This is a genomic window from Jeotgalibacillus proteolyticus, from assembly GCF_002926065.1.
Lineage (GTDB): Bacteria > Bacillota > Bacilli > Bacillales > Jeotgalibacillaceae > Jeotgalibacillus > Jeotgalibacillus proteolyticus.
This window is the reverse complement of sequence record NZ_PREZ01000001.1, coordinates 504815-531394: the sequence shown is the minus strand read 5'-3', so window position 1 is coordinate 531394 and position 26580 is coordinate 504815. Positions and strand designations below refer to the sequence as shown.

Below are 26580 nucleotides of genomic sequence, written 5' to 3'. Positions count from 1 at the left end.
GTACCAATGAAGAAAAAAACTGAAAAACAACAAGCATACCAGAAGCTCGTTGATGCTCACGATAAAAAAAGACCCGTTTTAATCAATTGCCTCAAAGCCTTCTGGGTAGGAGGAGTTATTTGCATGATCGGACAGGCAGTCACCATTTTCTTTATAACCTATTTTCCGTTTACAGAGCAGACTGCAGGTAATCCGTCTGTGTCGGTCATGATCTTTTTTGCTATGCTTTTAACGGGATTTGGTGTTTATGACCGGTTAGGGCAATATGCCGGTGCAGGAAGTGCAGTTCCTGTGACGGGGTTTGGCAATGCGGTAATCAGTGCAGCGATTGAACATAGAACAGAGGGTCTTGTTTTAGGTGTTGGAGGCAATATGTTTAAGCTCGCGGGCTCTGTCATTGTATTTGGTGTTGCGGCAGCCTTTTTTCTCGGTCTTATCAAAACTTTGCTAATCCACTTTGGAGTGATCGGCTAATGGAAGGTAAATCATGGATCTTTAAAAACAGACCCGCGATCGTTGCTTCAGGGGTGGTAGGCGGACCATTTGAGCAAAAAAGTCCTTACAGCGGTGAGTTTGATTTAGTTAAGGACACGCTTTGGATGGAGGAGGAAAGCTTCGAAAAAGCCAATCGGCAGCTGATCGAGAGTGCGATTCAGGTTACTCTTGATAAAAAGACCCTTTCTTCAAATGATATTGATGCCTTATTAATGGGAGATCTGATCAATCAAATCACGCCCACTAGTATGGCTGCAAGGACGTTATCGGCTCCTTACCTGGGATTATTCAGTGCCTGCGCTACATCAATGGAAGGGTTAGCACTTTCAGCAGCCCTGATAGACGGAGGTTACTGTCAAAAAGTGCTGACAGGCGCATCAAGTCATAACGCAGCAGTTGAAAAGCAATTTCGTTACCCGACTGAATATGGAGGTCAAAAACCGCCTACTGCTCAGTGGACTGTAACAGGAGCGGGAGTTGCATTAATCGAAAAAGCTTCACCTCATAATGCACCCCTTGCTTTAATTGAAAAAGCAACTATTGGAAAAGTGGTCGATAACGGAATTAAGGATCCTTTTAATATGGGAGCGGCGATGGCTCCAGCTGCTGCGGATGTAATCGAGAGACACCTCAATCAAACAAATCAAACCATTGATGACTTTGACCTTATTATTACAGGAGATCTTTCAAGAATCGGTCATCCAATTACAGAGGATCTGCTTAAACAAAAAGGGATAGCATTTAAGTCCGGACAGTTTCTTGACTGTGGAAAAATGTTTTATCCGGAACTGCCTGATGTACAGGCAGGGGCAAGCGGGCCCGCCTGTTCAGCCATGCTTGTTTACAGCCATTTTTTAAATGAGCTGCAAAAAGGATCGGTAAGAAAAATTCTTTCTGTAGCAACAGGTGCTTTACTTTCTCCTTTAACATTCCAGCAGGGAGAATCAATTCCTTGTATTGCGCATGCTGTGGAGCTTTCCAGTCCTGCTGTTAATTCACAATCTTTCAGAGGGGAGGAATAACCATGTGGCCTTTCTTTTTCTGGGCATTCGTAGTTGGCGGCTCCATTTGTGTTATTGGACAGCTGTTAATGGATGTAGGTAAGCTGACACCTGCTCACACGCTCAGCACGCTGGTTGTAAGCGGAGCAGTCCTTGAGCTTTTTGGATTGTACGAACCGCTGATTGATTTTGCAGGCGCAGGTGCGACGATACCGATCACCTCATTTGGTAATGCATTATTGCATGGAGCCATGCAGGAGGCAGAAAAACACGGTGTGATTGGAGTGCTGACCGGAATGTTTGAGGTAACGAGCTCCGGTATTTCTGCTGCCATTATCTTTGGTTTTATCGGTGCATTGATCTTTAAACCTAAAGGATAATGTACAGAATTATTTAAGCTTCCGCCCACTCCATCCCTTCTCTTGGCTCATATCATATGAAAGAAGGAAAGGGGGAGGTGAAATCCATGTATGGTTATAGCGGCGGATATGGCAGCTGTGGTTGTGGTGGATACGGTGGCTACGGACACGGGGGCTATTCTACATTCGTTTTGATTGTAGTCCTTTTCATCTTATTGATAATTGTTGGTGCAAGCTTCTGCTAACAAATTGCAGTGGAATCCTAACCGGATTCCACTTTTTGTTTTTTAGCCGGTAATAACTGAACCAATTCTGAACTTTTAACATACACTGCTAGAGATGATAGAGGAGGGGTACAAAATGAATGATGCTTTCTTTAAACGAATTGAACAAAAAACTGGAGTAAGTATGGAAAATGTATTTTCATTAGCCCAGGCTTTCCAAAATGCCGACTTTAAGGATGCAGATACTGTTCGCAAATTGATTAAACAGGTGTCGACAGTTGCCAATAAGCCTATTACAAATGATCTTGAAGATCGGATTGTAGAAACCATTACTGCTAAAGGAAAATCAATTGACTTCAATACAATTTCAGACATGATGAACAAAAAATAAATTTCATCAACCAGGCTAACAGCAGTTTGTCTCTTAATAATATGGGGTAGTTTAAATGTAAACATCAGACGGGGAGAGGATAAAGATGGGATATATTGCACCTGTTAATCATGCGGATTATCAGCAGTACACGCAAAGAGATCATCTGCCAGGATATAATCCTTTTTATCTTGCTCCAGTTCAAAAAATTCCCCCATATCATGATTCCTTAAAGAGATTTCATAATGAAGATGAAACTGTTCAGGAATTCAAGCAGAGGCAGCGCAAGTCCTCAGAACAGGTTCTTTCCAGCATAACAGGCAAAGGTTATTACGTGAATGAAAAAATCTGAATGAAGTCCAATAATGAAAAAACCTGACGAATGTTCGTCAGGTTTTTTTAAGATATTTCTCCATTGATTTATGAGGGATTCCGGCATCCAAAAATTCGTCTGAGGTAATATGATAGCCGAGTCTTTCATAAAATGACAGTGCATGAGTTTGAGCATTAAGCTTAAGGGCAGGATAGCCATTCTGAATAGCATGTTCTTCAATTGCTTTCATAAGCTGAGCTCCTGCTCCTTTTTTTCGGTAAGATGGAATCACACAAATTCGTTCGACCTTCCCATTTCCTTCCAGTGAACGAAAACGCCCTGCGCCGACGGGCTCTAGATGATCATATAAAACAAAATGATCACACACCTCGTCAAAAGCATCTAGTTCTTCCTCTACCGGCACCTTCTGTTCTTCAACAAATACCAGCCTTCTCACTGAAAAAGCATCTTCTTTTTGCTTAGGACTTTTTGCAACTACTACCTGCATATTGTTTATTCCTTTCCAATTCTGAAGGTTTCATAAACGGTCCAGGACCCGTTTTCGAGCTGATATAAAAGATGAAAGCGGTCTATCTTTTCCTCATGATTTACGCCCGCCATTCTAAGAGATCCAAATACATCTGAGTGCTCATCATCTGACAGCTTTTGAGCAATCGTAATATGGGGGACAAAGGAAAATTCAGCCGGCCCTCCAAGCTCCTCCGTGTGAAGAGCATCGTGCAGGGCAAGCAATTCAGGAGTGCTGTCCACCTTCATATATATGACATTGTTGACAGGCTGAAAAGAGCTGATTTTATAAGCGCGTAAAGTAAATGGTTTTGTCTGCTCTCCAACTTCCACTAATTTATCAGCTATTTTTTTTATTTCTTCATCTGTTGCTTCAAAAGGATTTTTCAGCGTAATATGCGGTGGAATTAACGAATAATGAGGATCGTACCTTTTACGGTATGAATTCGCTAAATCCTGAAGCTTTTTAGATGGAAAAACAGCAATACCAAATTTCGTCATCTCTATTTCCTCCTCTGCAGTTGTCAATAAGCCCGGTTATTCTATTTAATTATACCAAAAACGACACGTGGAAAACTAAAAATTAGTAAGCGGTTTTTGTAAACATCATTTTCATGACTCTTTCTAAATCCGGCTGCCAGTGCTTCCAGGTATGGCCGCCGTCAAACTCTTCATAAAATACGTTGAAATTGGCTTCTGTCATCACCTTGTGAAGACTGCGGTTTGGCGTAAGAAAATCTTCTTCAGCCCCTCGTGTGGTTTTAACAGCTGTTTCTTCAGTACCTATAATATGGTACACATTCACTAAGTGTACATCCTTAAAAGCACGGGCTGCTTCAAGGACTTCATCGTTCACAAATGGCGACTGCATAATCACTCTTCCAAAGGTATGAGGATATTTTAGTGCTATTTTAAAGGATACTGTAGCCGCAAGAGAGTCTCCCATAAGTGCTCTTCCAAGTCCCATTTGGTACGTCGGAAATTCTGCATCAATATAAGGAACAAGTTCTCTGGCAACAAAACGTATATACGCTTCATGCTGTTCCCCTTCAGGATGATATTTTCGGGAACGGTCTTTTACATTCTGATAGGGTACAGCTACGATGATCATGTTTTCAATTTCCTGTTCAGTAATTAATTTATCCGCCAGCCTTGGCAGCCTTCCCAGCTGAAAATAATCTTTTCCGTCCTGGACAATTAAGACGGTATACTTATATAGAGGAGAATAGTTTGGAGGCAAATAAACCAGAAAGGTGATCTCTTCCTGAAGTGCCTCGCTATATATTGAGTGTTCATTAATTTTTCCTGCAGCAGCCATTTCCAGTCCTCCATTTCACATAAAGATTTGAAGCGTTTACAGATAAATTGTATCATAACATTTAAAAGGCTTTGCAGTGAAGAGTTTTTATAGAGAAAATGGCTTTCTTAAAACAAGGAGGAAAGATGATGGTAAAAAGAGTGCATTCCCGTGATGTAACTAAAGCAGCAAAAGAATGCCTGACAGATAGAGGGGTTACGATTTTGGATATCGCTGAGATTGTAATGCAAATGCAGAGCCCTTACAATAGCAAATTAACGATGGAAGAATGCGTGGACAGTGTAGAAAAGGTCCTGTTGAAAAGAGAAATTCAGCATGCACTTCTCGTCGGAGTAGAACTTGACCGGCTGGCGGAACAAAAAAAATTATCGGAGCCGCTTCAGTCTATTATTGAAGCGGATGAAGGGCTGTTTGGAGTGGATGAGACAATTGCACTCGGTGCTTCACTTGGATACGGCAGCATCGCCGTTACAACCTTTGGGCATTTAGACAAAAATAAAATCGGAATTATTGATAAGCTCGACACGAAGATCGGTGGCAGCGTTCATACTTTTTTGGATGATATGGTTGCAAGTATTGCAGCCAATGCTTCATCCAGACTCGCACACAGACTCCGGGATATTCAGGAAAACCTTCCGGCAGAGGAACGCCGTATAATTGAGGATGAATAAGTTGCATGCCATAATTACATGCAGCTTCTATGCAAAAAATAAAGCGGAATAAGTGTACTGATAAAAAAATTCGAACCGTAAACATTATGTAATATATAGAAAACACTGCTTGAATGTTGGTACTAAAGGCTTTAATTACATTGTAGTTCCCTGTTTTTTTGTGGAGATTGACAAAATTGTAACAACTCGTGATAAAATAGTATACGTAGTGATGCAATTTTATAAAAGGGGGAACTACAATGAAAAAGAGGTTTTATTTAGGCATGGTTATGCTGCTTGCCCTCTCTATGATTCTTGCTGCGTGCGGCGGGGACGATAACGGCGGAGGAGATAACGGCGGCGATGAAGGTGAAAGCAATCCGGACTTCATCGGTCTTGCAACCGGCGGTACAGGCGGTACATACTATCCACTTGGCGGTACTTTTGCAAATCTTATTAATGATGAGACTGGCATTAACACGGATGCTATAACATCTAATGCTTCTGCAGAAAACATGGCTATGATTGACAATGGAGAAGCTGAGGTTGCATTTGTACAGACTGATATTGCTTCTTACGCTGTTGAAGGAACGCAAATGTTTGATCAGCCGATTGAAACCATTCGCGGATTGGCAACACTTTATCCTGAAACGATTCAAATCGTAACAACAGCTGATTCTGGAATCGAGTCAGTAGAGGATCTTGCAGGTAAAACCGTTTCTGTCGGTGAGTCAGGTTCAGGTACGCGCTTGAATGCTGAACAGATTCTTGAAGTACACGGAATGTCATTTGATGATATGAGCGTACAAAACCTTTCTTTTGATGATTCTACAACCGGCATCCAGGATGGCTCTATCGATGCAGCTTTTATTACGGGCGGAACGCCTACAGGTGCAGTTGAGGGTCTTGCAGCTCAGGTTGATGTTGTCATTGTACCTGTAGCTGAAGATAAAGCGCAGGAGCTTATCAATGAGTATCCATTTTACTCTACAGACGAAGTTGCTTCAGGAATTTATGGTCTAGAGTCAGCAGTTCCTACTGTCGCAGTTCAGGCGATGCTTGCAGTATCTTCTGAGCTTTCAGATGATTTAGTTTACGACATAACAAAAGCTATCTTTGAAAATACAGATTCAATTACACATCCAAAAGGTGAATTTATTTCTGCCGATACTGCCCTTCAGGGTATTGGAATTGATGTTCACCCTGGTGCTCAGCGCTACTTCGATGAACAGGGCGTAGAAGCAGAATAAGTATGAATAATCATTAGAGTGCAGGCAAACAGGTCCTTAACGGGCCTGTTTGTCCATTCTTATGGAGATGACAATTTATGGCCGGTGCATTCAATTTCACCAGACGAAAATGGATTTGGATTTCTGCAATTTTAGTTTTTTTATCAGTTTTCTTTATTTTTTTGCCTGTAAAAAAATCATTAACCTTTCAGGACTTTCATTCACAGGAAGTTCTAGCCTATCTCCCGGTCGGGGAGGATCAAATCTTTCAGCTTGAATATACCCATTCAATCCATCGATCGACTGTTATTGATACCTACATTATTTTATCCGGAAATCGAATTCAACAGACTTCCCTTCAGTTTGAGGATATGGCAATTGGAATGCCTTCAAATGCCTTGCTCAAAGGGGAAAGGTTTGTAGAGAAAGATGGAAAATACTTTATTATGGACATGAACCGTGTATTTCCATCCATAAATTTGAGTACAAGCCAGGTAGTAATAAGCCATAAAATTAATACTCACGGGAAACAATATGAGCTGCATAAATTCATCGAGCCTGGAACCCTAATCAAAATTGAAGTTAAGCATTTAACTTTGCTACGGCTGTTAAAAGGAGTGAATATGAATGGATAAAAACAAAATAAAAAATCCGCTTCCGGATAATAATAAAGCTGCACAGCTGACGGAGGAAGAACAAAAAGAGCTGCTTGCTAAATACGATCCGGATGCCAGGACAAGACAATATAAAGGAATCATGAACTGGGTCGTCTTTATTGGACTTGTAGCGTTTTCCGTTTTCCAAATTTACGCTGCCATCACCCAATCTATTCCAAGACAAACCTTATTGTCTATTCATCTAGGATTCGCTTTAACTCTCGTATTCTTGTTATTCCCTGCAAGAAAAAAATCAATGCGAAAGCAAACGCTGCCCTGGTATGACGGTATACTTGCTTTGGTGTCTATCTGGGTCGGTTCCTATTATCCGTTAAATGAAGAGAGGATTGTAAACACGATCGGAAGTATAACGCCTATGGATTTTTGGACGGGGCTTATCGCCATCCTTCTCGTGCTGGAAGCCACAAGAAGAGCAGTGGGGCTACCTATCACTGTTATTGCATCTCTCTTTTTGGCATACGCCTACTTCGGGCCCCAAATGCCAGGTTTTTTACGCCACAGGGGATTAAATCTAGAATCATTGGTTAATACAATGTTCATTTCATCAGAAGGAATATTTGGTACACCACTTTATGTATCTGCAACCTTTATATTCTTATTCCTTTTATTCGGTGCCTTCTTAGTCAAAACAGGTATTGGTCAATATTTTAATGATCTTGCTGTTGCATTTGCAGGCAAACGAGTTGGAGGACCGGCTAAGGTTGCTATCTTCTCCAGTGCCATGCAGGGAACAATCAGCGGAAGCTCTGTTGCAAATGTTGTTACGTCAGGTTCCTTTACCATTCCAATGATGAAACGCCTTGGCTACCGCAAAGAATTTGCAGGCGGTGTTGAGGCAGCAGCTTCAACAGGGGGACAATTGATGCCGCCGATTATGGGGGCAGCAGCATTCTTAATGGTTGAATTTATCGGAGGCGTTACGTACTGGGAAATCGCAAAGGCTGCAACAATTCCCGCTATTTTATACTTTGCAGGCATTTGGATCATTACACACTTTGAAGCTAAAAGAATCGGTTTAACAGGTCTTCCAGATAAGGATATTCCAAAAAAATCGGTTGTTCTGAAAAAGATTTATCTCTTAACACCTATTTTTGCTGTTATATTTTTGTTATTAGATGGAAATTCCATCATAAGGGCAGCACTGTATTCAATTGTTGTAACCATTCTTGTCAGTATGATCCGCAAAGATACACGGATTAATTTACGTAAATTTATCGACGGTTTGGCAGATGGTGCAAGAACGGCTTTATCTGTTGCCGTAGCAACTGCCTGTGCCGGGTTAATTGTCGGTGTGGTAACTAGAACCGGGCTTGGGTTGAAATTGGCTAATGGTCTTGTTGATTTATCGGGGGGGATTTTACTTCTTACTCTGTTCTTCACCATGATTGCTGCTATTATTCTCGGTATGGGCTCACCTACAACCGCAAACTATGTTATAACCGCAACAATAGCTGCGCCGGCCTTGATCCTGTTGGATGTACCGCCTCTTGCAGCGCATTTATTTGTATTTTATTTTGGAATTGTAGCTGATATCACTCCACCCGTAGCGCTTGCCGCCTTTGCCGCTTCAGGGGTGTCAGGAGGAGAACCGATACGAACTGGTGTGAATGCAGCCAAACTGGCAATAGGTGCATTTATTATTCCGTATATGTTTGTCCTTTCTCCTCAATTGCTGCTGATCGACACAAATGCTTTTGAAATCAGTCTTGCAGTTGTAACGGCTCTTGCCGGTATGACAGCGATCGGTGCAGGGGTAATCGGCTACTGGTACAGAACTGTGCATCCGATTGAACGAATTCTTGCCGGTGCTGCCGGTTTAATGCTGGTTTATCCGGAAGGGTTGACCGACATCTTTGGTGCTGTTATATTTGTTGCTTTGCTTGTTCTTCAATTTGTTTGGAAGCGTAAAGACAAGGAAATTCAGCCCGTACAGGTTTAATAAAAAATCCCTCTGACCTTTTATCTGGCCAGAGGGAAATTTTTTATGGAATTAATCTATTAAAACAGGATTGACGAACTCTAAGATTTAATTTAAAATAGATTTTGTCGTTATATTCCCTAAGATTCCGTAGCTCAGCTGGGAGAGCGCCACCTTGACAGGGTGGAGGTCGCTGGTTCGAACCCAGTCGGAATCATCAGATAGAACCCTTCCTGCCATTAGCAGTGAGGGTTTTTTCTTATGTAGATTTACTGAGTTGTTTATGGCTTTTTCAACGCTTACTTACACCGATCAACATACTTCTTTGCATCCAAAAGGCTTGCACCCGTTTTTTCTCTAACAGATTTTATGATCTTTACATCGTTTTCTCCATTACTTATCATCTCCCTGACATGAGCCTGGAGGTGAGGGTCCTCAGTATCAATAGGGTGGTAGATGGGTCCTTTAAATTTTTTTCCAAGTAAAGTTCCGATTATCACCACACTTAAGCTAATAAAGATAATTAAAGATATATCCCAATCCATTATTCAACCTCCATTAATATAGATGAATTCTCCATTAATGGATTTAGGGTAACATAATAATACAGAAGTAGAAACTATTGTATTACAACTTTTATCAGCTTCCTTTTTCTAACACAGGAGAAAGGGGGCTGTTTTTAGTTTGCCGGACCCTTTCTTAGGGAAAATTCCTATATCAACCAGTCAAGGAAAAAAGCAGAAAGGAAGATCACACATTACATGAGAAAAACATTGATTACATCAGCATCAGCTCTATTATTGCTCACAGCAGGCTGCTCTCAGGAAGAAAACGCTGAAGAATCCCAGCCGGAGGCAAATGGACATGAACAATCAAACGGTGAACAGACTGACAATCAGCACGATACAACAGAAGTTGAATCGGAACCGGAGGTAATTGCGGAGAATCTTTCTATTCCATGGTCTATTGAGAAGGTGAATGAAGCTTTTTATGTGACTGAAAGAGAAGGAAGCATCGTTAAAATTGAGAATGGGGAAGCAGAAAGACAGGAAGTGGCACTGGAGGAAGAACTAGCAACGGCTTCTGAAGCAGGGTTGCTTGGGCTTGTGCTCACGGAGGACTTTTCCGAATCAAATCTGGCCTATGCTTATTATACGTATACAAATAATGAAGGACAGTTTAACCGCATTGTAACGCTTAGTCTTGAAGATAATACCTGGACTGAAGAAAGTGTTCTTCTGGATGAAATTCCAAGCGGCAGTGTACACCATGGAGGAAGGCTAAAATTAGGCCCGGATGGTTATTTGTATGCAACTGCTGGTGATGCATCTGAGCCCGATCTTTCTCAGGACATTGAATCATTGGGTGGAAATATTCTCAGACTAAACACGGACGGCTCGGTGCCGGATGATAACCCTTTTGAAAATTCCTATGTATTTAGCTATGGCCACCGTAATCCTCAGGGTCTCGCCTGGTCAACCGATGGTACATTTTATTCAAGTGAACATGGGAATTCTGCAAATGATGAAATTAATGAGATAGAAGACGGCTCTAATTATGGCTGGCCGGTTATTGAAGGGAATGAGGAGCAGGAGGATATGATCGCTCCTATATTTACGTCCGGAGAGGATTCAACCTGGGCGCCATCAGGTATGGATTACTATGAGGATAAATTATATGTAGCAGCGCTAAGAGGAACTGCGGTGCTGGAATTTGATCTTGAAACAAATGAGTATAGTGAATTCGTTACTGAATTAGGAAGAGTCCGGGATGTAATGATCGAAGACGGCATGCTGTATTTTATTAGTAATAATACTGATGGTCGCGGGGATCCCGGGGAAAATGATGATAAATTATATAAAGTTTCATTAACCGAATGAACGAAGAAAAAAATGGGCTTATGAAATGCTGGTGATGAATAATCTTCATTCTGCCGGCATTTGTCCATTTAAGAATCGGATCAGTTAACCGTAAATAGAAAACAGAGACAAACATTTTTTGTAGTTCCTTTTCCTTTACAAAAATAGTAAAATAGTTTCCTGTTATGTAAGCTGCTTTAGGTTAATTCTCCCAAAATAGGACTTTTTATTTAGAATACTTTTGGAAACATAGGGTAATTCTAAAAGAAGACCAAATTTAAAAATAATGGAGGTTTTTTACATGAAAGCTGTTACGTTTCAAGGAATTAAGGATATTGGTGTAAAGGAAGTTCCAGACGCGAAGCTTCAGGAAAACGATGATATCATTGTTCGAATTACCTCTACTGCCATTTGTGGATCTGATCTACATATTTACCAGGGAGCTTTGCCTGCTCATAAGGATTATGTTATCGGGCATGAGCCAATGGGAATCGTAGAAGAAGTTGGTCCTGAAGTTACAAAAGTTAAAAAAGGGGATCGTGTCGTTATCCCGTTTAATATATCGTGCGGTCAGTGTTTTTATTGTCAGCATGATTTAGAAAGCCAGTGCGATAATTCAAACCCGAATCCTGAGATTGATACAGGCGGTTACTTTGGTTTTACCGAGCGTTATGGTAACCACCCGGGCGGACAGGCTGAATACCTGCGTGTACCATTTGGCAACTTTATGCCGCTTGTGATTCCGGAATCGGTTGAGCTTGAAGATGAAGCACTCCTCTTTATGTCGGATGTATTGCCAACTGCTTACTGGAGTATTGAAAGTGCAGGCGTTAAAAAAGGGGATACAGTAGCCGTACTTGGCTGCGGACCGATCGGCTTAATGGCGCAAAAATTTGCCTGGATGAAAGGGGCAAAGCGGGTTATTGCGGTGGATAATCTTCCTTACCGATTAGAGCGCGCTAAAAAAATGAACAATGTTGAAATATTTAACTTTGAAGAATTTAAGGAAATGGGAAATCATATTAAAGAAATCACCAATGGCGGGGTGGATCAGGTTATTGACTGTGTTGGAATGGACGGAAAGAAATCCATCCCGGAGGAAATTGGTCAGAAGCTGAAGCTGCAGGGTGGAACACTAAGTGCAATTGATATTGGAATTGATGCTGTCAGAAAATATGGCACCATTCAGCTGACAGGAGTATACGGCTCAAAGTATAATGCATTCCCGTTAGGTAATATTTTTGAACGAAATGTAGAATTGAAAATGGGTCAGGCACCGGTTATTCACTATATGCCGAAGCTCTTTGAAATGATTAAAGCAGGTGAATTTGATCCAACAGAGATTGTATCTCACAAAATGAGCCTGGATCAGGCAAGTGATGCTTACAAGATCTTTAATGATCACGAAGATGAATGTGTTAAGGTTGTCTTAAAACCTTAATACTAAAGACCCCGATTTCAAAAGAAAATCGGGGTCTTTTCGTGTTTAAGTAAAGGGTAAGAGCTTGGGTAAGGGTCCTGTATCACTCATAATGTCTGTCAGATTCAGGATGGGAATTGGGAAGTAAGGGAAGCCTGCTACATAAGGAGTTATCTCATAAAGCTGAAAGAAAATAACGAGACTGTGATCAGCTAAATAAAAATCCTGATCTTTTCTGATTTGGGTAAACGGCTCGAGAAGCTGAATGTTCCAGTCATTAATTTTTTTACTTATGATCTGTGATAGCTTCTCTACATAGGGAGCATTAGGCTTAAAAAGTTCATACAGGGCATATTGTTTCCCGCTGTCAACATTAAAACTAAGAGATTTACTTAATGTAAGCCCATGAGCCCCGCCGGTATAGGAGTAAACAATCAGCAAAAGACTAAGGATCCTTCTTTCATTTGTTTTAATTTCGTAAAACCCAACCATTTCCTGAAGGTTTTGATCGTGATACCCAAGATCGAGAAGCATTCTGTTTAGTTGTTCGATAATCGCTGTATTGATCATTCTTTCAGTGACTGGATTGTTTAGCCCGGTAACCATTGGATAATGTACTCGAATATTAGCTGCAGGATTTATCAGGGATTCTGTTTTAATGGTAACTGGCAAGTCCATTTAATCCATCCTTTCAAACCAAAGCTTGTACTACTATATGTCATTGTAATAAAATAAGTAGCAATTATTTCTCCTATCCATTTATTTTTTCCTTTAATAAGAGAAAGGGGATCGCTAGAGACTTTTTGCACCAGTTTTTAGAGCCCCATGATTTTTCCAATAATAAAAGCCACTCACCTAGGCGGATGTGAGTGACTTTATTTTAATTAAAGAAGATAACCTTCATATTGTCATGGTAAAATCTGATGTTGCATGAGATATTGATAATCTGGTTATTGTGATGAATTCGTACTTCCTGATTTCCTCTCAATCCTCTTGAAAGGACAGAATGCTCAAGCTTTGTCAAAATTTCTGCTATATCATGGCGCTGACTTCCATTAGCTACCGTTAATCGATCATCAAAAGTAGGAATTGATTTATACTTAATCTGTAAAGATTTAATTTGTTCGTTAATGGTGTTGTATCGAATAGCAAATAATTGAGAGCGGTTAAAGATCTGTACAGATTCAGTATTATTTGATAGCAACTCATTATTATCAGCCTGACTTTTAACTAATTCATTTGTTAATCCAAGGATGGAGGCAGCAGCATCTATTCCGTAGACATACTCTTGTGTGTCTATTTTCATTACGGATCCCTCCTAACTACTTATCCTTTATCTTAACAGAAAATCAGCAAAAAATCCAGTTTTATAGTAAAATAATTACTAATTTTATTGTCGAGGTACTGTCTATTCTGTAGTATAAAAGCAGACAATTTACAACAAAAAGCAGGGTGATTAGATGAAATCAATCATAATTATTGGCGGCGGAATTTTGGGCGCTTCAACCGCTTACCACTTAGCTGGAAAAGGCGTAAGCGTTGCATTAGTGGACCGATTTGATAAAGGAAAGGCTACTGATGCTGCAGCTGGAATCGTTTGTCCGTGGCTTTCACAAAGAAGAAACCAGGCCTGGTATCAGCTGGCAAAAAAAGGAGCAAATTACTACGACACGTTAATTAAAATGCTAAAGGAAGATGGCGAAGAAGAAACGGGCTATAAAAAAGTAGGGGCTCTCAGTTTACATAATGATGTTATAAAGCTGGATAAGATGGAGCAGCGTGCTTGTAAAAAGAGAGAGGATGCACCAGAAATGGGCACTATTTCAAAGCTGTCAAGCGAAGGAACCAAAGAGATATTTCCACTGCTGGCTGACCATTATAGCTCGCTATACGTTTCAGGAGCGGCACGAGTGGATGGAAGAAGACTTTGTCAGTCATTAATCAGGGCAGCTGAAAGAAAAGGCGTTCAGTTTATTAAAGGAGATGCTGAACTATTTTCTCATTCAAATGGAAGAGCAGGGGTGAGAATTAATAAAGAGCAAATCGCAGCGGATGTGATTATTGTGACAGCAGGTGCCTGGGCAGGAGATCTTTTAATGCCTCTTGGGGTGGATATAGCCATGTCCTCCCAAAAAGCACAAATCGTCCACTTGAAAACTCAAGACGAACTAAATGAACGATATCCGGTAATTATGCCGCCAAATGACCAGTACCTGGTTCCATTCGGAAAAAACAAAGTGGTAATTGGGGCTACCCATGAAAATGATAGGGGGTTTGATACCCGTGTTACTGCTGGAGGGATGCATGAAATATTGGAAAAGGCACTTGATGCAGCTCCTGGCCTTATTAATGCTGAAATTACAGAAACCCGGGTAGGGCATCGTCCTTTTACTCCAGGGTTTCTCCCGGTAATAGGGGAAATACCAGGTTTTAAAGACTTGTTCTTTGCAAATGGGCTGGGGGCATCGGGATTGACTACGGGGCCATTTTTAGGTCTTCAGCTGGCGAAGCTTGCATTGAAGGAAGAGTTGGATATTGAGATTGGGCTATACCCGGTAGAAGGGGCTATTCGTAAATAAATAAAGGCTGCCGGGCACAGGCCCGGCAGCCACAAGGAAGTACACCATTGTTGTATTTCCTTGTACAAAAGCACGAATGGTTTTATCCGTCATATCCAACTATCTTTGGCAAACACCTCATTTACATGAAAATGAATTGACAGAGAGTTGATTGATGATCGTCCAAAGCCCTCACCCCATTTGGAGTTTTTCGTTCCCTTGCCTTAGTAGAATGTGTCATTTGGCTGTATTCATTCAATGAAAAATCTGCCAGCACGTATAAAAATTTCAGCTCAATTTCCCTTCGTTTTCATCCATACTATCTTTGTACGCAGCTGTACAAAAAAGGACTGGGGGAATATGTTATGGGAAAAAGAAATAAATCAAAGCGATTTGTTCAGCAGGGTAAAAATGCAGTTGAACAGCATGATAAACGATTTCCTTACCATATGACGTATTCAGAAGCTTCTTCCCGTACTGCCGATCATTCTGACGCAGTAAAAGATCCGACTCTTGGTGGCTTTTAATGTCGAAAAATCTTCTTTATCAAAAAGCCCGTGAATTTGTGGAAAAAGCACAGTTTTATAAGGGGCAGGGAGATATAGAACGGGCTAAAAACAGTCTTTCGTCTGCTTTTGCAAATTCCACTCCGGCTGAACAGGAACAGCTAAGAGGAATGCAAAAACGCATAAGTCATCTTGAGGATTCCCTTTAGCCGCTATGGCAAAAGGAAACTGGACTTCAGTTTCCTTTCTTTTTACATATGCACATGATCGGACCTATAGCCTTAAGCGGTTACTTATGATAGGATTAACTCTTATATTACGTAAGGACGTGAGCAGATGATTAAAATTGAGGTTCCAGCTATTGATGTAAGCATTACAGAAAGAAAACAATCATTTTCAAAAGGCGAGCCTGAGATTCAATCGGTCCAGGGCTTTATTGATCTTCATAAAATCCCCCGTGATAAAGGCGGTATCTTTATGTTTTACAACGTAAACGATGAACTTTTATTTGTAGGAAAAGCAAGAAAGCTCAGACAGCGGGTAAAAAAACATCTCCAGGACAATGTTTCACCTGTAAAAGAGCACCGCGATGAGATTTACCGGATTGACGTGAGTATCGTTGAAGACTCGATGGAACGGGAAATTTATGAGACCTATATCATTAATAAATTTGAATCAAAATATAATGTCGAAAAAGTATTTTTCAAATAAAATAATGACAGGTCAAATTAATTGAACCCCGCCTGAAAATCGTGTATGATATCAAAACAGGCTGCGTTGTTCGTACTAACTAAGTAAGTTTTAACCTTTAAGCTGTAATAGGGAGTTTTAAATAAAAACGGAATTGGCAGGCCTCCGTCTATATGACAAGGAGGACATACATGAATGTTTTTGCGAACACCCACTTTGAGGAGTGGTGGTTTAAAACTTTCTTAATCCATACGGCAAATGCGGCTTTAAAATTTCACACATAAAAGTCAGTCCCTTTACAGGGACTGACTTTTTTTGTTAAAGAAGGGAGCGGTGTTAACTTTTTTTCAATAAGCTTACAAAAGCCTGGAAAAGAACAATTCCGTGAAAAGTGAAAATACTGACAGCAGTTAACGAGAAAATACCAATCACGATAAGTTTAAGCCAAAACATATTTTAGACCCCTCTCAGGATGAGATTTAAGTAAAACTGCCCGTAGAGAGAAGTCCACAAATAAAGATTGAAAATAAACAGGATATAAGAAACTGAATAGATGATGATAATACCAGTCAGGCGTTCTGATCTTCCTGCAGACAAGTGCTGAAATGATAAAAAGCCATTGAGTGTTAAGATCGTAAAATAAATACCCTTTGTGTAATGGTGGTTCATTATCCCCATCACTAAAGCTTTGAAAAGAAACGGGCAGCCCGGCATTGAAGTGCTTTTTACTTGAGTCTTCATGGCTAATCCAGCTGACTGTAGATGTGGATAGGATTAGAAAAATAATACATACCCATCTTTTCCTCAGCATGCAGCGCCTCCTAAAAAAACTATAAGGCTATTATATGCGACAGCTGCCCAGCGTGTTACAACCCTCATTTAGGAGTAAATCAATTCTAGCCTTAAGATTAAATCTCAGTACGCAAATCCCAAAGCTCCGGGAAAAAACGCTGATCTAATACCTGTTTTAAATAATGCACGCCTGATGATCCTCCTGTACCGGTTTTGAAACCGATAATCCGCTCTACCGTTTTCATATGTCTAAACCTCCATTGCAAAAGCCAATCCTCTATATCTACAAGCTTTTCTCCCAGCTGATATAAATTCCAATACGTATCAACATCCCGATACACTTTCAGCCATGCCTGCTTTACAGATTCGTCTGATTGGTAGGGCTTTGTAAGATCTCTGTTTAGAATAGTCTCCTCTATGTGCAGTCCTGCCCTGGCAAGAGAATGAATGGCTGCATCGTATAAGCTTGGAGCCGTATAAGCTTTTTGCAGTTCTTTATAGAGAGCTGGCTGTTTTTCATAAATTTTTAGCACATGATTCGTTTTAAAGCCCAGGAGAAATTCGATCATCCGGTATTGGTAGGACTGAAATCCAGATGCCTGGCCGAGTGAATCCCTGAACTCACTGTATTCTGAAGGAGTCAGTGTAGCCAGGACATCCCAGGCCTGAATAATTTGTGACTGAATCCTCGAAACACGTGCAAGCCGTTTAAAGGAAGTCTCAAGCTGCCCTTGTTCAATAGCTTTAACCGCAGATTGAGTCTCGTGAAGAATCAGCTTCATCCAAAGCTCGCTTACCTGATGGATAATAATAAAAAGCATTTCATCGTGGTGGTCGGATAAACAGTTTTGTGCAGATAAAAGCTCCTCAAGACTTAAATATTCTCCATACGTCATGGAATGGGTGAAATCGGTGTGAATTCCTTTTTCATTTTGGGGAATAGAATTAGTAGTGGTAGTTAAATGCTTGTCCATTAAACAACTCTCCCTTTCAACACATCTAAAATTGAAGAAGTGCATTTTATTTATTACTCTTGCGTGAGACGAACCTAAATAAAGTGAAATTACTGACTGAGGTGTTATCAATGAAATTCGGCTATGCCTGCATCAATTTATCCATTCCGACTAAGTTCAGAACCTGCCGCTTAAAAACAGTGGAGGAAAAAGGGATTGAATACCTTAAGGAACTAACGCTTAGCAATTTCCATCAAACTCTGGACGCTGTTAAGTGGAATATTCAACATAACATTTACTTTTACCGGTTAAGCAGTGATATTGTGCCTTTTGCCACGCATCCTATTAATACATGGGAATGGTGGGAGGATGACGAGGTTTTGAGCATTACTGAACACATATATGAGCTGCAAAAGCGTTATGATCTGCGCTTGAGCTGTCATCCTGGTCAATACAATGTGTTAAACTCCCCAAACCCTTCTGTGGTTGAAAACACAAAAAAAGATCTGCGCTATCATGAACGAATCATGAACCTGGTTGGAGGCAGCGATATGATTCTCCATGTTGGAGGGGTCTATGGTGATAAAGAGTCAGCGATTGAGCGCTTTGCTGAGAATTACAATGGACTTTCAGATGGCATTAAATCATTGCTGCGCATTGAAAATGATGATAAGTCTTTTACCCTTGAGGATGTGGTAAAGGTAAATTCACTCACCGGAGCTCCTGTTTGCTTTGACATCCATCACCATAACTGCAATATGGGGGATGAGGAGCTTTTGTCCTTACTTCCTGCTGTTTGGAAGAGCTGGGGCGATAAAAAGCCTAAGTGCCATATCAGCAGCGGAAAAAGCCACTCCACTGACCGAAGCCACCACAATTTAATACTGGAAGATGATTTAAAAGCACTGTTAAGCATAATTGGTGATCAGGACGCAGATATAATGTTTGAAGCTAAACTAAAAGAGCAATCAGTGCTGCCGCATCTCCATCTTCAAAACGCATAATAGGATACGGAACTGGAGCTTCTTCATGAAGCTTCAGTTTTTTTCTGTTTAAATAATGTTCAACCGCTGGTGTTCTTGCGATTGTCTATTTATGAAACTAAATAATGATTGACTTTTCTGACAATTAAAGGTACGTTCTGTTTACAGTATAACACTAATAATATAAACGATAATATTTCGTCATACAATAAGGAGGGGTAAAAATGATTTTACATGAAGAAGAAAAATTAACCAGGCAGAAATTGGAGAAGCTTCAGCTTGAAAGACTTCGAAATACATTGGCCACGGTCTATAATAATGTTCCTTTTTATAGAAAAGTATTCGCGGAAACCTCCGGCTGTAATTTATCCATTCAGCATGTTAACGAAATAAAGAATTATCCCTTTACGACGAAGGAAGATCTGCGAACCCATTACCCATTTGGATTTTTTGCAGCTGACAAATCAAGAATTGTCAGGCTGCATGCATCCTCTGGAACAAGTGGAAAGCCGACTGTAGTAGGGTACACCAGAAAAGATATAGAGGTTTGGAGCAGCGTAGTGGCAAGGGCTATCTCCATGGCAGGGGGAAAAGAGGGGGAAATTTTACATAATGCGTATGGCTATGGGCTATTTACAGGCGGATTAGGGCTGCATTACGGCAGTGAAAAGCTTGGAATGGTAACAGTTCCGGTTTCAGGTGGTAATACTGAGCGGCAAATTCGGCTCATTCAGGATTTTAAACCCTCCATTATTTGCGGAACCCCCTCGTATACACTGAATATTGCTGAAAAAATGGAACAGGCAGGGATTTCTCCCGGGGAAAACTCGTTACGTTTCGGGATTCTTGGTGCTGAACCATGGTCTGAGAAAATGAGGAGCGTCTTGGAAAAGAAGATGGGAATCCAGGCCTGTGATATTTATGGATTAAGTGAAGTCATGGGTCCAGGTGTAGCAATGGAATGCAGTGACGGGAAAAACGGTCTGCATATAGCTGAAGACCATTTTTTAGCCGAGGTGATCGATCCGGTTACACTTGAAAATGTCGGAGATGGAGAAGACGGTGAGCTGGTCTTTACAAGTCTGACGAAAGAAGCATTGCCTCTTATTCGGTACCGCACAGGAGACATTGCTTCTATTACGAAAGAGCCTTGTATCTGCGGCAGAACAACAGCAAGAATGTCTAGAATAAAAGGAAGAATTGATGACATGCTGATCGTGAGAGGAGTAAATGTGTATCCCTCGGAGATTGAACATCAGCTGCTCACTTCTGCAGAGGTTGTGCCTCACTACCAGCTCTATGTAAATACTACAGGTTCAATGGATACTGTGACCTTGAATGTGGAGGTAACGGAAATTTTTTATAAGGAAGCAAGTTTTTCTGTTAACAGTGATCATTCTCAGAAGCTGGCTAAAAGAATCGAGCAGCAGCTGAAAGCCTCTCTAATGCTGAATATTCAAGTAGCAGTATGTGCGCCGAGTACATTACCCCGTTCAGAAGGAAAAGCTGTACGGGTCATTGACCGGAGAAAATTAAATAGTTATACATAAAAAATTCTGACTATTTTATTGACAAAGTATTACGATATTATATAATTACGTTAAAATAACGTTATATAGGTGGTGAGTAAAATCATTAATCATTCAATAAACAAGGATGAAGAAAAAATCCTTTCTTTTATGGCACGAATTGAAGCAGGGGAAAAAATTGAAGCAGATGACTGGATGCCGGATGAGTATAGAAATGTACTAATTAAGCTGATTTCTATGCATGGAATCAGCGAAATTATGGGAGCGCTTCCAGAGAAGGAATGGGTTCCAAAGGCTCCTTCGTTAAAGCGTAAACTTGGGATTATGGCAAAGGTGCAGGATGAAATGGGTCATGGCCAGCTTCTTCTTCGGGTTACGGAGGATTTAATTAAACCGCTTGGCAAAACACGCGAGGACATTATGGAGGATCTTTTTTCAGGAGATTTAAAGTTTCATAATGTCTTTCATATGGAAGCGCCGACCTGGGGAGATGCCGGTCTAATTGGCTGGCTGGTGGATGGTGCTGCAATTATTACGCAAACCAATATGCTAAGTGCCTCTTATGGACCGTATGCCAGAGCGCTAAAGCGAATATGTGCAGAAGAGGTTTTCCATGCCCAGCACGGGGAAGCCATCATTTTAGCACTTGCTGAAGGAACAGAGGCTCAAAAAGCGATGATTCAGGATTCAATTAATAGATGGTGGGAGTCGCTTTTAATGTTTTTTGGACCTGGAGATGCAAAGGCTGTAGGCACTTCAAAGCAGGATATAACGGCCAAATACAAAATCCGGTCAAAATCCAATGAAGAGCTAAGGCAGGACTTTTTCACAAAATATGTACCAAGGATCCTTTCACTCGGTTTAACAATCCCCGATCTCACCATGCATTTTGATGATCAAAAGAAAGAGTGGATTTACAGGCAGCCGGACTGGAATCGATTCAAAGAAATTGTCCGGAATAAAGGGCCTAAGTCACAGGAACGACTTCGCTTAAGAAAGCTTTCCTATGAAAATAATGAATGGGTCAGAAGTGCGTTATCATCCGGATCCGAAAACGAAGCCGGTTAAGGGAGAGGATGATTTGGATGAGTTCAAACAAAAATGATTTCTATCAAGAGTATGAGGTATTTAGCAAAAGGTCAGACACTGCCGCTATGCAGCATCAGTTCAGCCTGCTGGCTCCAAATGAAGAGCTCGCTCTCGTGCTTGCACAGGAAAATTTTATGAGAAGAGAGCCTGTTGCTGATATTTGGGTCGTCAGACGGTCGGCTGTGAGGAAGATGAATTACGCTGAAAAGCAATCCTTGCCGAGAATTGATAATAAGGAATACAGGAATACAAAAGGCTATGGCTATCTTAAAAAGAAATGGCGCCAATATGAGCAGGAGATGCTCGATGAGAAGGAAATTCTCTCCTGGGGAGGCAAGATGAAAAAATGAACGAACTCCTTTCCACAGAAGAAAAAAGAGCAGTAATTGAACTGCTTTATCAGCTGGCTGATGACGATTTTATTATTTCCTACAGAGGATCAGAATGGCTTGGGCTGGCACCTCATATTGAAGAGGATGTTGCTTTCTCATCCATCAGCCAGGATACAATGGGGCATGCGGCGATGTATTATCAGCTGCTTGAAGAGCTTGGAGAAAAAGACCGGGACTATTTATCTCATGCGAGAAAATCGAATGAACGCAAAAATGCTGTTTTGCTTGAGCTTGTGAACGGAGAAGGACATTACCTCCATGAGCCGCGCTATGATTGGGCTTTTACCGTTGTCCGCCACTATTACTATTCGCAGGCAAAAAAAGTGAAAATTGAGTCCCTAAAGCAATCCTCCTATCCTCCTCTTGCAGCAGCAGCTGTAAAAATCAGCATGGAGCTTCATTATCACTTAATGCACTGGACGGTATGGTTTACTCAATTACTTAATGCAGGGGGAGAAGCAAAAAAACGGATGCTTAAAGCGATAGCGAAGGTGGAAGCAGAGTTTGAGGATGTTCTGTCACTTGGTCCTTTGAGTAAAGAAATTGTTAAAGCACAGTTAATTGAAGAGGAAAGCAGACTTCTTTTGAGTTTCCATGCTAATATTAACGCTGTTTTCAACGATTTATCAATCCCTTATAAAGGGGAGTTTACTTCTTTATCAGGAAGAGGACGCTTCGGGGAGCACACAGAAGACTTATCGGAAGCACTGAACACACTCGGAGAAGTGTACCATTCAGACCCTGGTGCTGTGTGGTAAAGGAGGAATGAGATGAATTGGGGGAATGGTTTCACAAAGGGTGAGCAAAATCAGCTGCTGGACGTTTTGCACAAGGTTAAGGATCCCGAAATTGATTCAGTCAGCATTATTGAGCTTGGAATGGTAGAAAAAATTGATGGCGATAAGCAAGTCATTCATATTTATCTATTGCCGACCTTTATGGGATGTCCGGCTCTGGATATTATCAAATCAACAGTTTTGAAAGCGCTTGCAAGTATTGAGTGGATTCAGCATGCTAATGTTTATTATTTGAATGATCCTCCGTGGACCTCAGACAGGGTAACTCCTGAAGGAAGAGAACGACTAAAGGAATTTGGTATTGCACCCCCGCCTAAAATAGACGTAATGAAAGGGGGGTGGGAGGTATCTTGTCCTTACTGTGATTCTCTTTATACGACGATGGAAAATCTTTTCGGACCCACTGCCTGCAGAAGTATTTTGTATTGTAAAAGCTGTAAAAACCCATTTGAAGCGATGAAGCCTTTATCCACATTAATGTAAAACACTTAAGGAGATGAAAAATGATGACAAAATTAATTGCGCTTTATAAACATCCTGAAAATAAGAAGGATTTTGATGATCATTATTTTGGAACGCACAGCCCCATTACATCACAAATACCAGGGCTTAAAAAAATGACGGTTACAAAGATGACTGGAAGCCCAATGGGAGGAGAAGGAAAGTACTACTTAATGTGTGAAATGGAATATGAAAGTCAGGAAGCATTAAAAACAGCAATGAAAACAGATGAAGCAAAAGCTTCGGGTAAGGATTTAATGTCATTTGCAGGAGACTTAGTTACATTAATGATCGGTGAGGAAGTAAATGAGTAGCAGCTTTTCCACTATTTTAACTGAAACCAGTGAGGATATTGGGATGATTTCGTTAAACCGGCCAGAGGTATTAAACACTCTGAACATAAGGATGGTGGAAGAAATTGTCCAGGCTTTAGAGCAGTTTGATCAGGATCCTTTCATCAAGGTAATTGTTTTAAAAGGACAGGGAAGAGCGTTCGCTGCCGGTGCTGACATTGATGAAATGATGAATAAAAATTCAATTGAGCTTGAGCTGTTAAATCAATTTACGGTATGGGATAGAATTACCTGGATAAAAAAGCCGATCATTGGGGCAGTTCATGGCTATGTCCTTGGGGGTGGCTTTGAGCTTGCACTTTGCTGTGATATTTTGCTCTCCTCTGATGATGCTGAGTTTGGGTTTCCTGAGGTCAGCTTAGGCATTATGCCCGGCGCAGGAGGAACTCAGCGGCTGACAAAGCTTATAGGAAGATCCAATGCGATGAAACTGCTTTTATCAGGGGAACGATTTTCAGCAAAAACAGCAAAAGAACTTGGTATTGTCAGTGCTGCTGTTCCTAATGAAATAGTAGTTGAAGAGGCAATGAAGCTTGCTAGATTGCTTGCTCAAAAACCTTCTTTATCCCTTCGAATGATTAAAGAATCCGTACATAAAGCAGTAGACCTCCCATTGTTTGAAGGGATGCAGGCAGAGAGAAAAAATTTTTATCTTTTATTTTCTTCAGAGGACCAAAAAGAGGGGATGCGTGCATTCAAGGAAAAACGTGCACCTGACTTTAAAGGGAAGTGAGGGGAAGCGTATGGGGGAAGCAATTCAGTATGAATGCAGTAACAATATTGCATGGATAAGACTAAACCGGACGGATAAATTGAATTCGTTTAATGAGATTATGCACAAAGAAATGCTGTTGGCCTTAAAGGATGCAGAGCGCAATCAGGAGGTGCGCTGCATTGTGATTACAGGAAATGGGAGAGCGTTCTCTGCAGGCGAGGATCTTGAGGGAGTAACGGATGATCTGGACCACGGAGAGGTGATCAGAAGCCGCTATACACCGGTCATCCTGCAGATTTCAAGAAGTAAAAAGCCAATTGTGTCTGCAGTGAATGGGGTGGCGGCAGGCTCAGGATTAAGTCTTGCTCTTGCGTGTGATTTTCGTTTGCTGCATGAAAAAGCGAAGCTCGTTCAGGCTTTTATCCATGTAGGATTGATACCGGATTCAGGCAACTTATTCTACCTTCCTAAATTAATTGGTCATGCAAAAGCGATGGAGCTTGCTGTCTTTGGTGAGAAAATTAGTTCTCAGCAGGCAATGGAGCTTGGCCTTGCGACAAAGGTTATCACAGAGGATGCTTGGGATAACGAGGTTCAAAGTTTTGCTCTGACTCTGGCCTGCCTGCCTACAAAGGCATTCGGGCTTATTAAGGAGCAGCTGTCAAGAAGCTGGGAAATGCCATTAGATGAATTTTTGGAGGCAGAAAGCTACAGCCAGCGAATCGCAGGACTTTCTTACGATCATAAAGAGGGAGTTATAGCCTTTAAAGAAAAAAGGAAACCTGATTTTCAAGGGAACTAGATAAGGAGATGGGAGAATGTCTACAATTAAAGAGGAGAAATTTGAGCCAATGGACATGAAGCGCAGTCATTACAGCATGATTATTAACGGCGAACGCACTGAAAGCACCTCAGGAGAAACCTTTACCGTCGTGAACCCGGCTACAGGAGAAGAGATTGCTACAGTAGCAAAAGCAACTAATGAGGATGCTGAGAAGGCAATCCTTGCTGCACGTCAAGCGTTTGATCACGGAAAATGGAGACACTTTCCTGTGAATAAACGGTCAAGAATGTTAAATAAAATCGCTTCTATTATGCGGTCCCGTTTTAATGAGCTGGTGGAGCTTGAAATCCTCGATACCGGAAAATCAATTGCTGCAGCACAGGGTCAGGTGATGCAGGCGATAGAGGATTTCGAGTTTTATGCTGGTGCCATCGTCAGCCACAGAGGAAGTGTAAATTCGCTTCCCGGTGCTTTTCAAAATCATACCGAGCACGAGCCGGTCGGTGTTTGCGCACAAATTATTCCCTGGAACTACCCGCTAATGATGGCTGCCTGGAAAGTGGCGCCAGCGATTGCAACAGGCTGTTCAGTTGTCGTAAAACCTGCTTCTTTAACACCTTTAACCGCTATTGTTTTAGGAGAAATTTGTATTGAATCCGGCGTTCCGGCAGGAGTGGTCAATATTGTACCGGGCTCCGGTTCTATGGTAGGCAATTATCTGGTGGACCACGAAAAAGTGGATAAGGTGGCATTTACAGGCTCCACTCCTGTCGGCAAAAGCATTATGGAAAGGGCTTCAGCAACCTTAAAGCGCGTTACACTTGAGCTTGGCGGTAAATCTCCGAGCCTTATTTTTGAAGACGCCGATATTGATGCAGCTGTTGATGGATCTTTATTTGGAATTTTTTATAATTCAGGGCAGTCATGTGAAGCTCGGTCGCGCATCTACATCCAGGAGAGCATTTATGATGAGTTTATGGAGAAATTTATATCAAAAACGAAAAAACTTGCTCTCGGAGATCCGTTTAGTAAAGGGACGCATGTCGGTGCAATTATCAATCAAAGTCAGCTCGAGGTAATCGATGGCTTTGTTAAATCTGCTAAACAAAGCGGGGCGGTTATTGAAGCGGGAGGAGCTCCGGCATCCGTTGAGGGGTATGAAAATGGCTATTGGTACGAGCCTACTGTAATCTCAAACGTCACGCATGACATGGATGCCGTTAAGGAAGAAATATTCGGTCCTGTAGCAGTAGTAATGAAATTCAAGGATGAAAAAGAAGCAGTTGCATTGGCAAATGACAGTATTTATGGTCTTGGGTCTGCTGTCTGGACGAAGGATCACGCCCGGGCTACCAGGGTATCAAAGCAGATCCAGGCAGGCATTGTGATGGTTAATTGCCCGTTTTCTGCCTTTCCCGGGACTCCTTTTGGCGGCTATAAACAGTCGGGGTTTGGAAGAGAGTTATGTGTAGAAACACTTGATCTATATTGTGAAACCAAAAGCATTGTATCCTATTATGGTCCGAAGCCGCTAAATCCTTTAGGCGTATAGAAAAACCATGGATCCTTTGAAAAAG

The 26580-nt window shown here is 41.3% G+C and carries 34 protein-coding genes, 1 tRNA gene and 1 other RNA gene; 28 read left to right on the top strand and 8 right to left on the bottom strand.

Annotated features, from left to right (window positions below; genetic code table 11):
* Positions 1 to 6: 6 nt before the first annotated feature.
* The 6 genes from spoVAC (at position 7) to C4B60_RS02715 (ending at position 2801) form a co-directional block, all read left to right on the top strand.
* Positions 7 to 474: a stage V sporulation protein AC gene (spoVAC, locus tag C4B60_RS02740; RefSeq protein ID WP_104056460.1), complete on the top strand. Its 468-nt coding sequence runs from the start codon at positions 7 to 9 to the stop codon at positions 472 to 474.
* Positions 474 to 1517 (top strand): stage V sporulation protein AD, encoded by a 1044-nt coding sequence (gene spoVAD, locus C4B60_RS02735; protein ID WP_104056459.1) that lies wholly within the window; start codon positions 474 to 476, stop codon positions 1515 to 1517. Before spoVAC ends, spoVAD begins: the two co-directional genes overlap by 1 nt.
* Positions 1518 to 1519: 2 nt before the next feature.
* Positions 1520 to 1876 carry a stage V sporulation protein AE gene (gene spoVAE / locus C4B60_RS02730; protein WP_104056458.1) on the top strand — a complete coding sequence of 119 codons (357 nt, stop codon included), beginning with the start codon at positions 1520 to 1522 and terminating at the stop codon, positions 1874 to 1876.
* Positions 1877 to 1962: 86 nt separating this feature from the next.
* Complete coding sequence (locus C4B60_RS02725) at positions 1963 to 2100, top strand: YjcZ family sporulation protein (RefSeq protein WP_104056457.1); 138 nt, start codon at positions 1963 to 1965, stop codon at positions 2098 to 2100.
* A gap of 115 nt (positions 2101 to 2215) precedes the next feature.
* Complete coding sequence (spoVIF, locus tag C4B60_RS02720; RefSeq protein ID WP_104056456.1) at positions 2216 to 2470, top strand: sporulation-specific transcription regulator SpoVIF; 255 nt, start codon at positions 2216 to 2218, stop codon at positions 2468 to 2470.
* 85 nt (positions 2471 to 2555) lie between these two features.
* Complete coding sequence (locus tag C4B60_RS02715) at positions 2556 to 2801, top strand: hypothetical protein (RefSeq protein WP_104056455.1); 246 nt, start codon at positions 2556 to 2558, stop codon at positions 2799 to 2801.
* Positions 2802 to 2838: 37 nt separating this feature from the next.
* Here the strand turns inward: C4B60_RS02715 and C4B60_RS02710 are convergent, their stop codons facing one another.
* The 3 genes from C4B60_RS02710 to C4B60_RS02700 all read right to left on the bottom strand — a co-directional run bounded on the left by C4B60_RS02710 (position 2839) and on the right by C4B60_RS02700 (position 4608).
* Complete coding sequence (locus C4B60_RS02710; RefSeq protein ID WP_104056454.1) at positions 2839 to 3270, bottom strand: GNAT family N-acetyltransferase; 432 nt, start codon at positions 3268 to 3270, stop codon at positions 2839 to 2841.
* A gap of 5 nt (positions 3271 to 3275) precedes the next feature.
* The gene (locus C4B60_RS02705; RefSeq protein ID WP_104056453.1) at positions 3276 to 3791 is read right to left on the bottom strand and encodes a YjcG family protein; all 516 of its coding nucleotides are present in this window, start codon (positions 3789 to 3791) and stop codon (positions 3276 to 3278) included.
* Positions 3792 to 3873: 82 nt separating this feature from the next.
* Entirely contained in the window at positions 3874 to 4608 is a 735-nt protein-coding gene (locus C4B60_RS02700) for an alpha/beta hydrolase (RefSeq protein WP_104056452.1), read from the bottom strand.
* A 128-nt stretch (positions 4609 to 4736) separates the two neighbouring features.
* Between C4B60_RS02700 and C4B60_RS02695 the strand changes: the two genes are divergently transcribed.
* From C4B60_RS02695 to C4B60_RS02675, 5 genes are all read left to right on the top strand, one after another.
* On the top strand, positions 4737 to 5279 hold the full coding sequence (locus tag C4B60_RS02695; RefSeq protein WP_104056451.1) for a phosphatidylglycerophosphatase A family protein: 543 nt from the start codon (positions 4737 to 4739) through the stop codon (positions 5277 to 5279).
* A 239-nt stretch (positions 5280 to 5518) separates the two neighbouring features.
* Positions 5519 to 6508, top strand: a complete 990-nt coding sequence (locus C4B60_RS02690) for a TAXI family TRAP transporter solute-binding subunit (RefSeq protein WP_104056450.1) — start codon at positions 5519 to 5521, stop codon at positions 6506 to 6508.
* Between the two features lie 77 nt (positions 6509 to 6585).
* On the top strand, positions 6586 to 7122 hold the full coding sequence (locus tag C4B60_RS02685) for a DUF1850 domain-containing protein (RefSeq protein WP_104056449.1): 537 nt from the start codon (positions 6586 to 6588) through the stop codon (positions 7120 to 7122).
* Positions 7115 to 9103, top strand: a complete 1989-nt coding sequence (locus C4B60_RS02680; RefSeq protein WP_104056448.1) for a TRAP transporter permease — start codon at positions 7115 to 7117, stop codon at positions 9101 to 9103. Before C4B60_RS02685 ends, C4B60_RS02680 begins: the two co-directional genes overlap by 8 nt.
* A gap of 123 nt (positions 9104 to 9226) precedes the next feature.
* Positions 9227 to 9299 (top strand) — tRNA-Val (locus C4B60_RS02675).
* Positions 9300 to 9381: 82 nt separating this feature from the next.
* On the opposite strand, the gene C4B60_RS02670 is transcribed toward C4B60_RS02675, so the two are convergent.
* Positions 9382 to 9627 carry a hypothetical protein gene (locus C4B60_RS02670; RefSeq protein WP_104056447.1) on the bottom strand — a complete coding sequence of 82 codons (246 nt, stop codon included), beginning with the start codon at positions 9625 to 9627 and terminating at the stop codon, positions 9382 to 9384.
* Between the two features lie 216 nt (positions 9628 to 9843).
* On the opposite strand from C4B60_RS02670, the gene C4B60_RS02665 reads away from it, so the two are divergent.
* Both C4B60_RS02665 and C4B60_RS02660 read left to right on the top strand, forming a co-directional pair.
* The gene (locus tag C4B60_RS02665; protein WP_104056446.1) at positions 9844 to 10962 is read left to right on the top strand and encodes a PQQ-dependent sugar dehydrogenase; all 1119 of its coding nucleotides are present in this window, start codon (positions 9844 to 9846) and stop codon (positions 10960 to 10962) included.
* A gap of 280 nt (positions 10963 to 11242) precedes the next feature.
* Positions 11243 to 12382, top strand: a complete 1140-nt coding sequence (locus tag C4B60_RS02660; protein ID WP_104056445.1) for a zinc-dependent alcohol dehydrogenase — start codon at positions 11243 to 11245, stop codon at positions 12380 to 12382.
* Positions 12383 to 12427: 45 nt separating this feature from the next.
* Here the strand turns inward: C4B60_RS02660 and C4B60_RS02655 are convergent, their stop codons facing one another.
* Positions 12428 to 13039, bottom strand: a complete 612-nt coding sequence (locus C4B60_RS02655; RefSeq protein WP_104056444.1) for a DUF3298 and DUF4163 domain-containing protein — start codon at positions 13037 to 13039, stop codon at positions 12428 to 12430.
* A 202-nt stretch (positions 13040 to 13241) separates the two neighbouring features.
* The gene (locus C4B60_RS02650; RefSeq protein WP_104056443.1) at positions 13242 to 13667 is read right to left on the bottom strand and encodes a hypothetical protein; all 426 of its coding nucleotides are present in this window, start codon (positions 13665 to 13667) and stop codon (positions 13242 to 13244) included.
* Positions 13668 to 13821: 154 nt separating this feature from the next.
* Here C4B60_RS02650 and C4B60_RS02645 point away from each other — a divergent pair, with 154 nt between their 5' ends.
* The 5 genes from C4B60_RS02645 to ssrS all read left to right on the top strand — a co-directional run bounded on the left by C4B60_RS02645 (position 13822) and on the right by ssrS (position 16380).
* Positions 13822 to 14940: an NAD(P)/FAD-dependent oxidoreductase gene (locus C4B60_RS02645; protein WP_104056442.1), complete on the top strand. Its 1119-nt coding sequence runs from the start codon at positions 13822 to 13824 to the stop codon at positions 14938 to 14940.
* Positions 14941 to 15284: 344 nt separating this feature from the next.
* Complete coding sequence (locus tag C4B60_RS21335; protein ID WP_167578555.1) at positions 15285 to 15446, top strand: hypothetical protein; 162 nt, start codon at positions 15285 to 15287, stop codon at positions 15444 to 15446.
* The gene (locus C4B60_RS02640) at positions 15446 to 15634 is read left to right on the top strand and encodes a DUF3813 domain-containing protein (protein ID WP_104056441.1); all 189 of its coding nucleotides are present in this window, start codon (positions 15446 to 15448) and stop codon (positions 15632 to 15634) included. Before C4B60_RS21335 ends, C4B60_RS02640 begins: the two co-directional genes overlap by 1 nt.
* Before the next feature lie 127 nt (positions 15635 to 15761).
* Entirely contained in the window at positions 15762 to 16136 is a 375-nt protein-coding gene (locus tag C4B60_RS02635; RefSeq protein WP_104056440.1) for a nucleotide excision repair endonuclease, read from the top strand.
* Positions 16137 to 16196: 60 nt separating this feature from the next.
* Positions 16197 to 16380, top strand: a non-coding RNA gene (gene ssrS, locus C4B60_RS02630) — 6S RNA.
* Positions 16381 to 16554: 174 nt separating this feature from the next.
* On the opposite strand, the gene C4B60_RS02625 is transcribed toward ssrS, so the two are convergent.
* Together C4B60_RS02625 and kynA are read right to left on the bottom strand one after the other, a co-directional pair.
* On the bottom strand, positions 16555 to 16926 hold the full coding sequence (locus tag C4B60_RS02625; protein WP_104056439.1) for a hypothetical protein: 372 nt from the start codon (positions 16924 to 16926) through the stop codon (positions 16555 to 16557).
* Between the two features lie 97 nt (positions 16927 to 17023).
* Positions 17024 to 17881: a tryptophan 2,3-dioxygenase gene (gene kynA, locus C4B60_RS02620; protein WP_104056438.1), complete on the bottom strand. Its 858-nt coding sequence runs from the start codon at positions 17879 to 17881 to the stop codon at positions 17024 to 17026.
* Between the two features lie 59 nt (positions 17882 to 17940).
* Here kynA and uvsE point away from each other — a divergent pair, with 59 nt between their 5' ends.
* The 10 genes from uvsE to C4B60_RS02570 all read left to right on the top strand — a co-directional run bounded on the left by uvsE (position 17941) and on the right by C4B60_RS02570 (position 26555).
* Positions 17941 to 18864 carry a UV DNA damage repair endonuclease UvsE gene (uvsE, locus tag C4B60_RS02615; protein ID WP_245153848.1) on the top strand — a complete coding sequence of 308 codons (924 nt, stop codon included), beginning with the start codon at positions 17941 to 17943 and terminating at the stop codon, positions 18862 to 18864.
* Positions 18865 to 19067: 203 nt separating this feature from the next.
* Positions 19068 to 20393, top strand: a complete 1326-nt coding sequence (locus C4B60_RS02610; RefSeq protein ID WP_104056436.1) for a phenylacetate--CoA ligase family protein — start codon at positions 19068 to 19070, stop codon at positions 20391 to 20393.
* Positions 20394 to 20522: 129 nt separating this feature from the next.
* Entirely contained in the window at positions 20523 to 21440 is a 918-nt protein-coding gene (gene paaA / locus C4B60_RS02605) for a 1,2-phenylacetyl-CoA epoxidase subunit PaaA (protein ID WP_245153847.1), read from the top strand.
* Between the two features lie 17 nt (positions 21441 to 21457).
* The gene (paaB, locus tag C4B60_RS02600) at positions 21458 to 21811 is read left to right on the top strand and encodes a 1,2-phenylacetyl-CoA epoxidase subunit PaaB (protein ID WP_104056435.1); all 354 of its coding nucleotides are present in this window, start codon (positions 21458 to 21460) and stop codon (positions 21809 to 21811) included.
* Positions 21808 to 22611: a 1,2-phenylacetyl-CoA epoxidase subunit PaaC gene (paaC, locus tag C4B60_RS02595; protein WP_104056434.1), complete on the top strand. Its 804-nt coding sequence runs from the start codon at positions 21808 to 21810 to the stop codon at positions 22609 to 22611. The genes paaB and paaC overlap by 4 nt, the downstream gene beginning before the upstream one ends.
* A 12-nt stretch (positions 22612 to 22623) precedes the next feature.
* On the top strand, positions 22624 to 23133 hold the full coding sequence (gene paaD, locus C4B60_RS02590; protein ID WP_104056433.1) for a 1,2-phenylacetyl-CoA epoxidase subunit PaaD: 510 nt from the start codon (positions 22624 to 22626) through the stop codon (positions 23131 to 23133).
* Between the two features lie 23 nt (positions 23134 to 23156).
* Complete coding sequence (locus C4B60_RS02585) at positions 23157 to 23465, top strand: EthD family reductase (RefSeq protein WP_104056648.1); 309 nt, start codon at positions 23157 to 23159, stop codon at positions 23463 to 23465.
* Entirely contained in the window at positions 23458 to 24237 is a 780-nt protein-coding gene (locus C4B60_RS02580; protein ID WP_104056432.1) for an enoyl-CoA hydratase/isomerase family protein, read from the top strand. The genes C4B60_RS02585 and C4B60_RS02580 overlap by 8 nt, the downstream gene beginning before the upstream one ends.
* Positions 24238 to 24247: 10 nt before the next feature.
* The gene (locus C4B60_RS02575) at positions 24248 to 25021 is read left to right on the top strand and encodes an enoyl-CoA hydratase-related protein (protein ID WP_104056431.1); all 774 of its coding nucleotides are present in this window, start codon (positions 24248 to 24250) and stop codon (positions 25019 to 25021) included.
* Between the two features lie 16 nt (positions 25022 to 25037).
* Positions 25038 to 26555 (top strand): aldehyde dehydrogenase family protein, encoded by a 1518-nt coding sequence (locus C4B60_RS02570; protein ID WP_104056429.1) that lies wholly within the window; start codon positions 25038 to 25040, stop codon positions 26553 to 26555.
* The last annotated feature ends 25 nt before the right edge of the window (positions 26556 to 26580 follow it).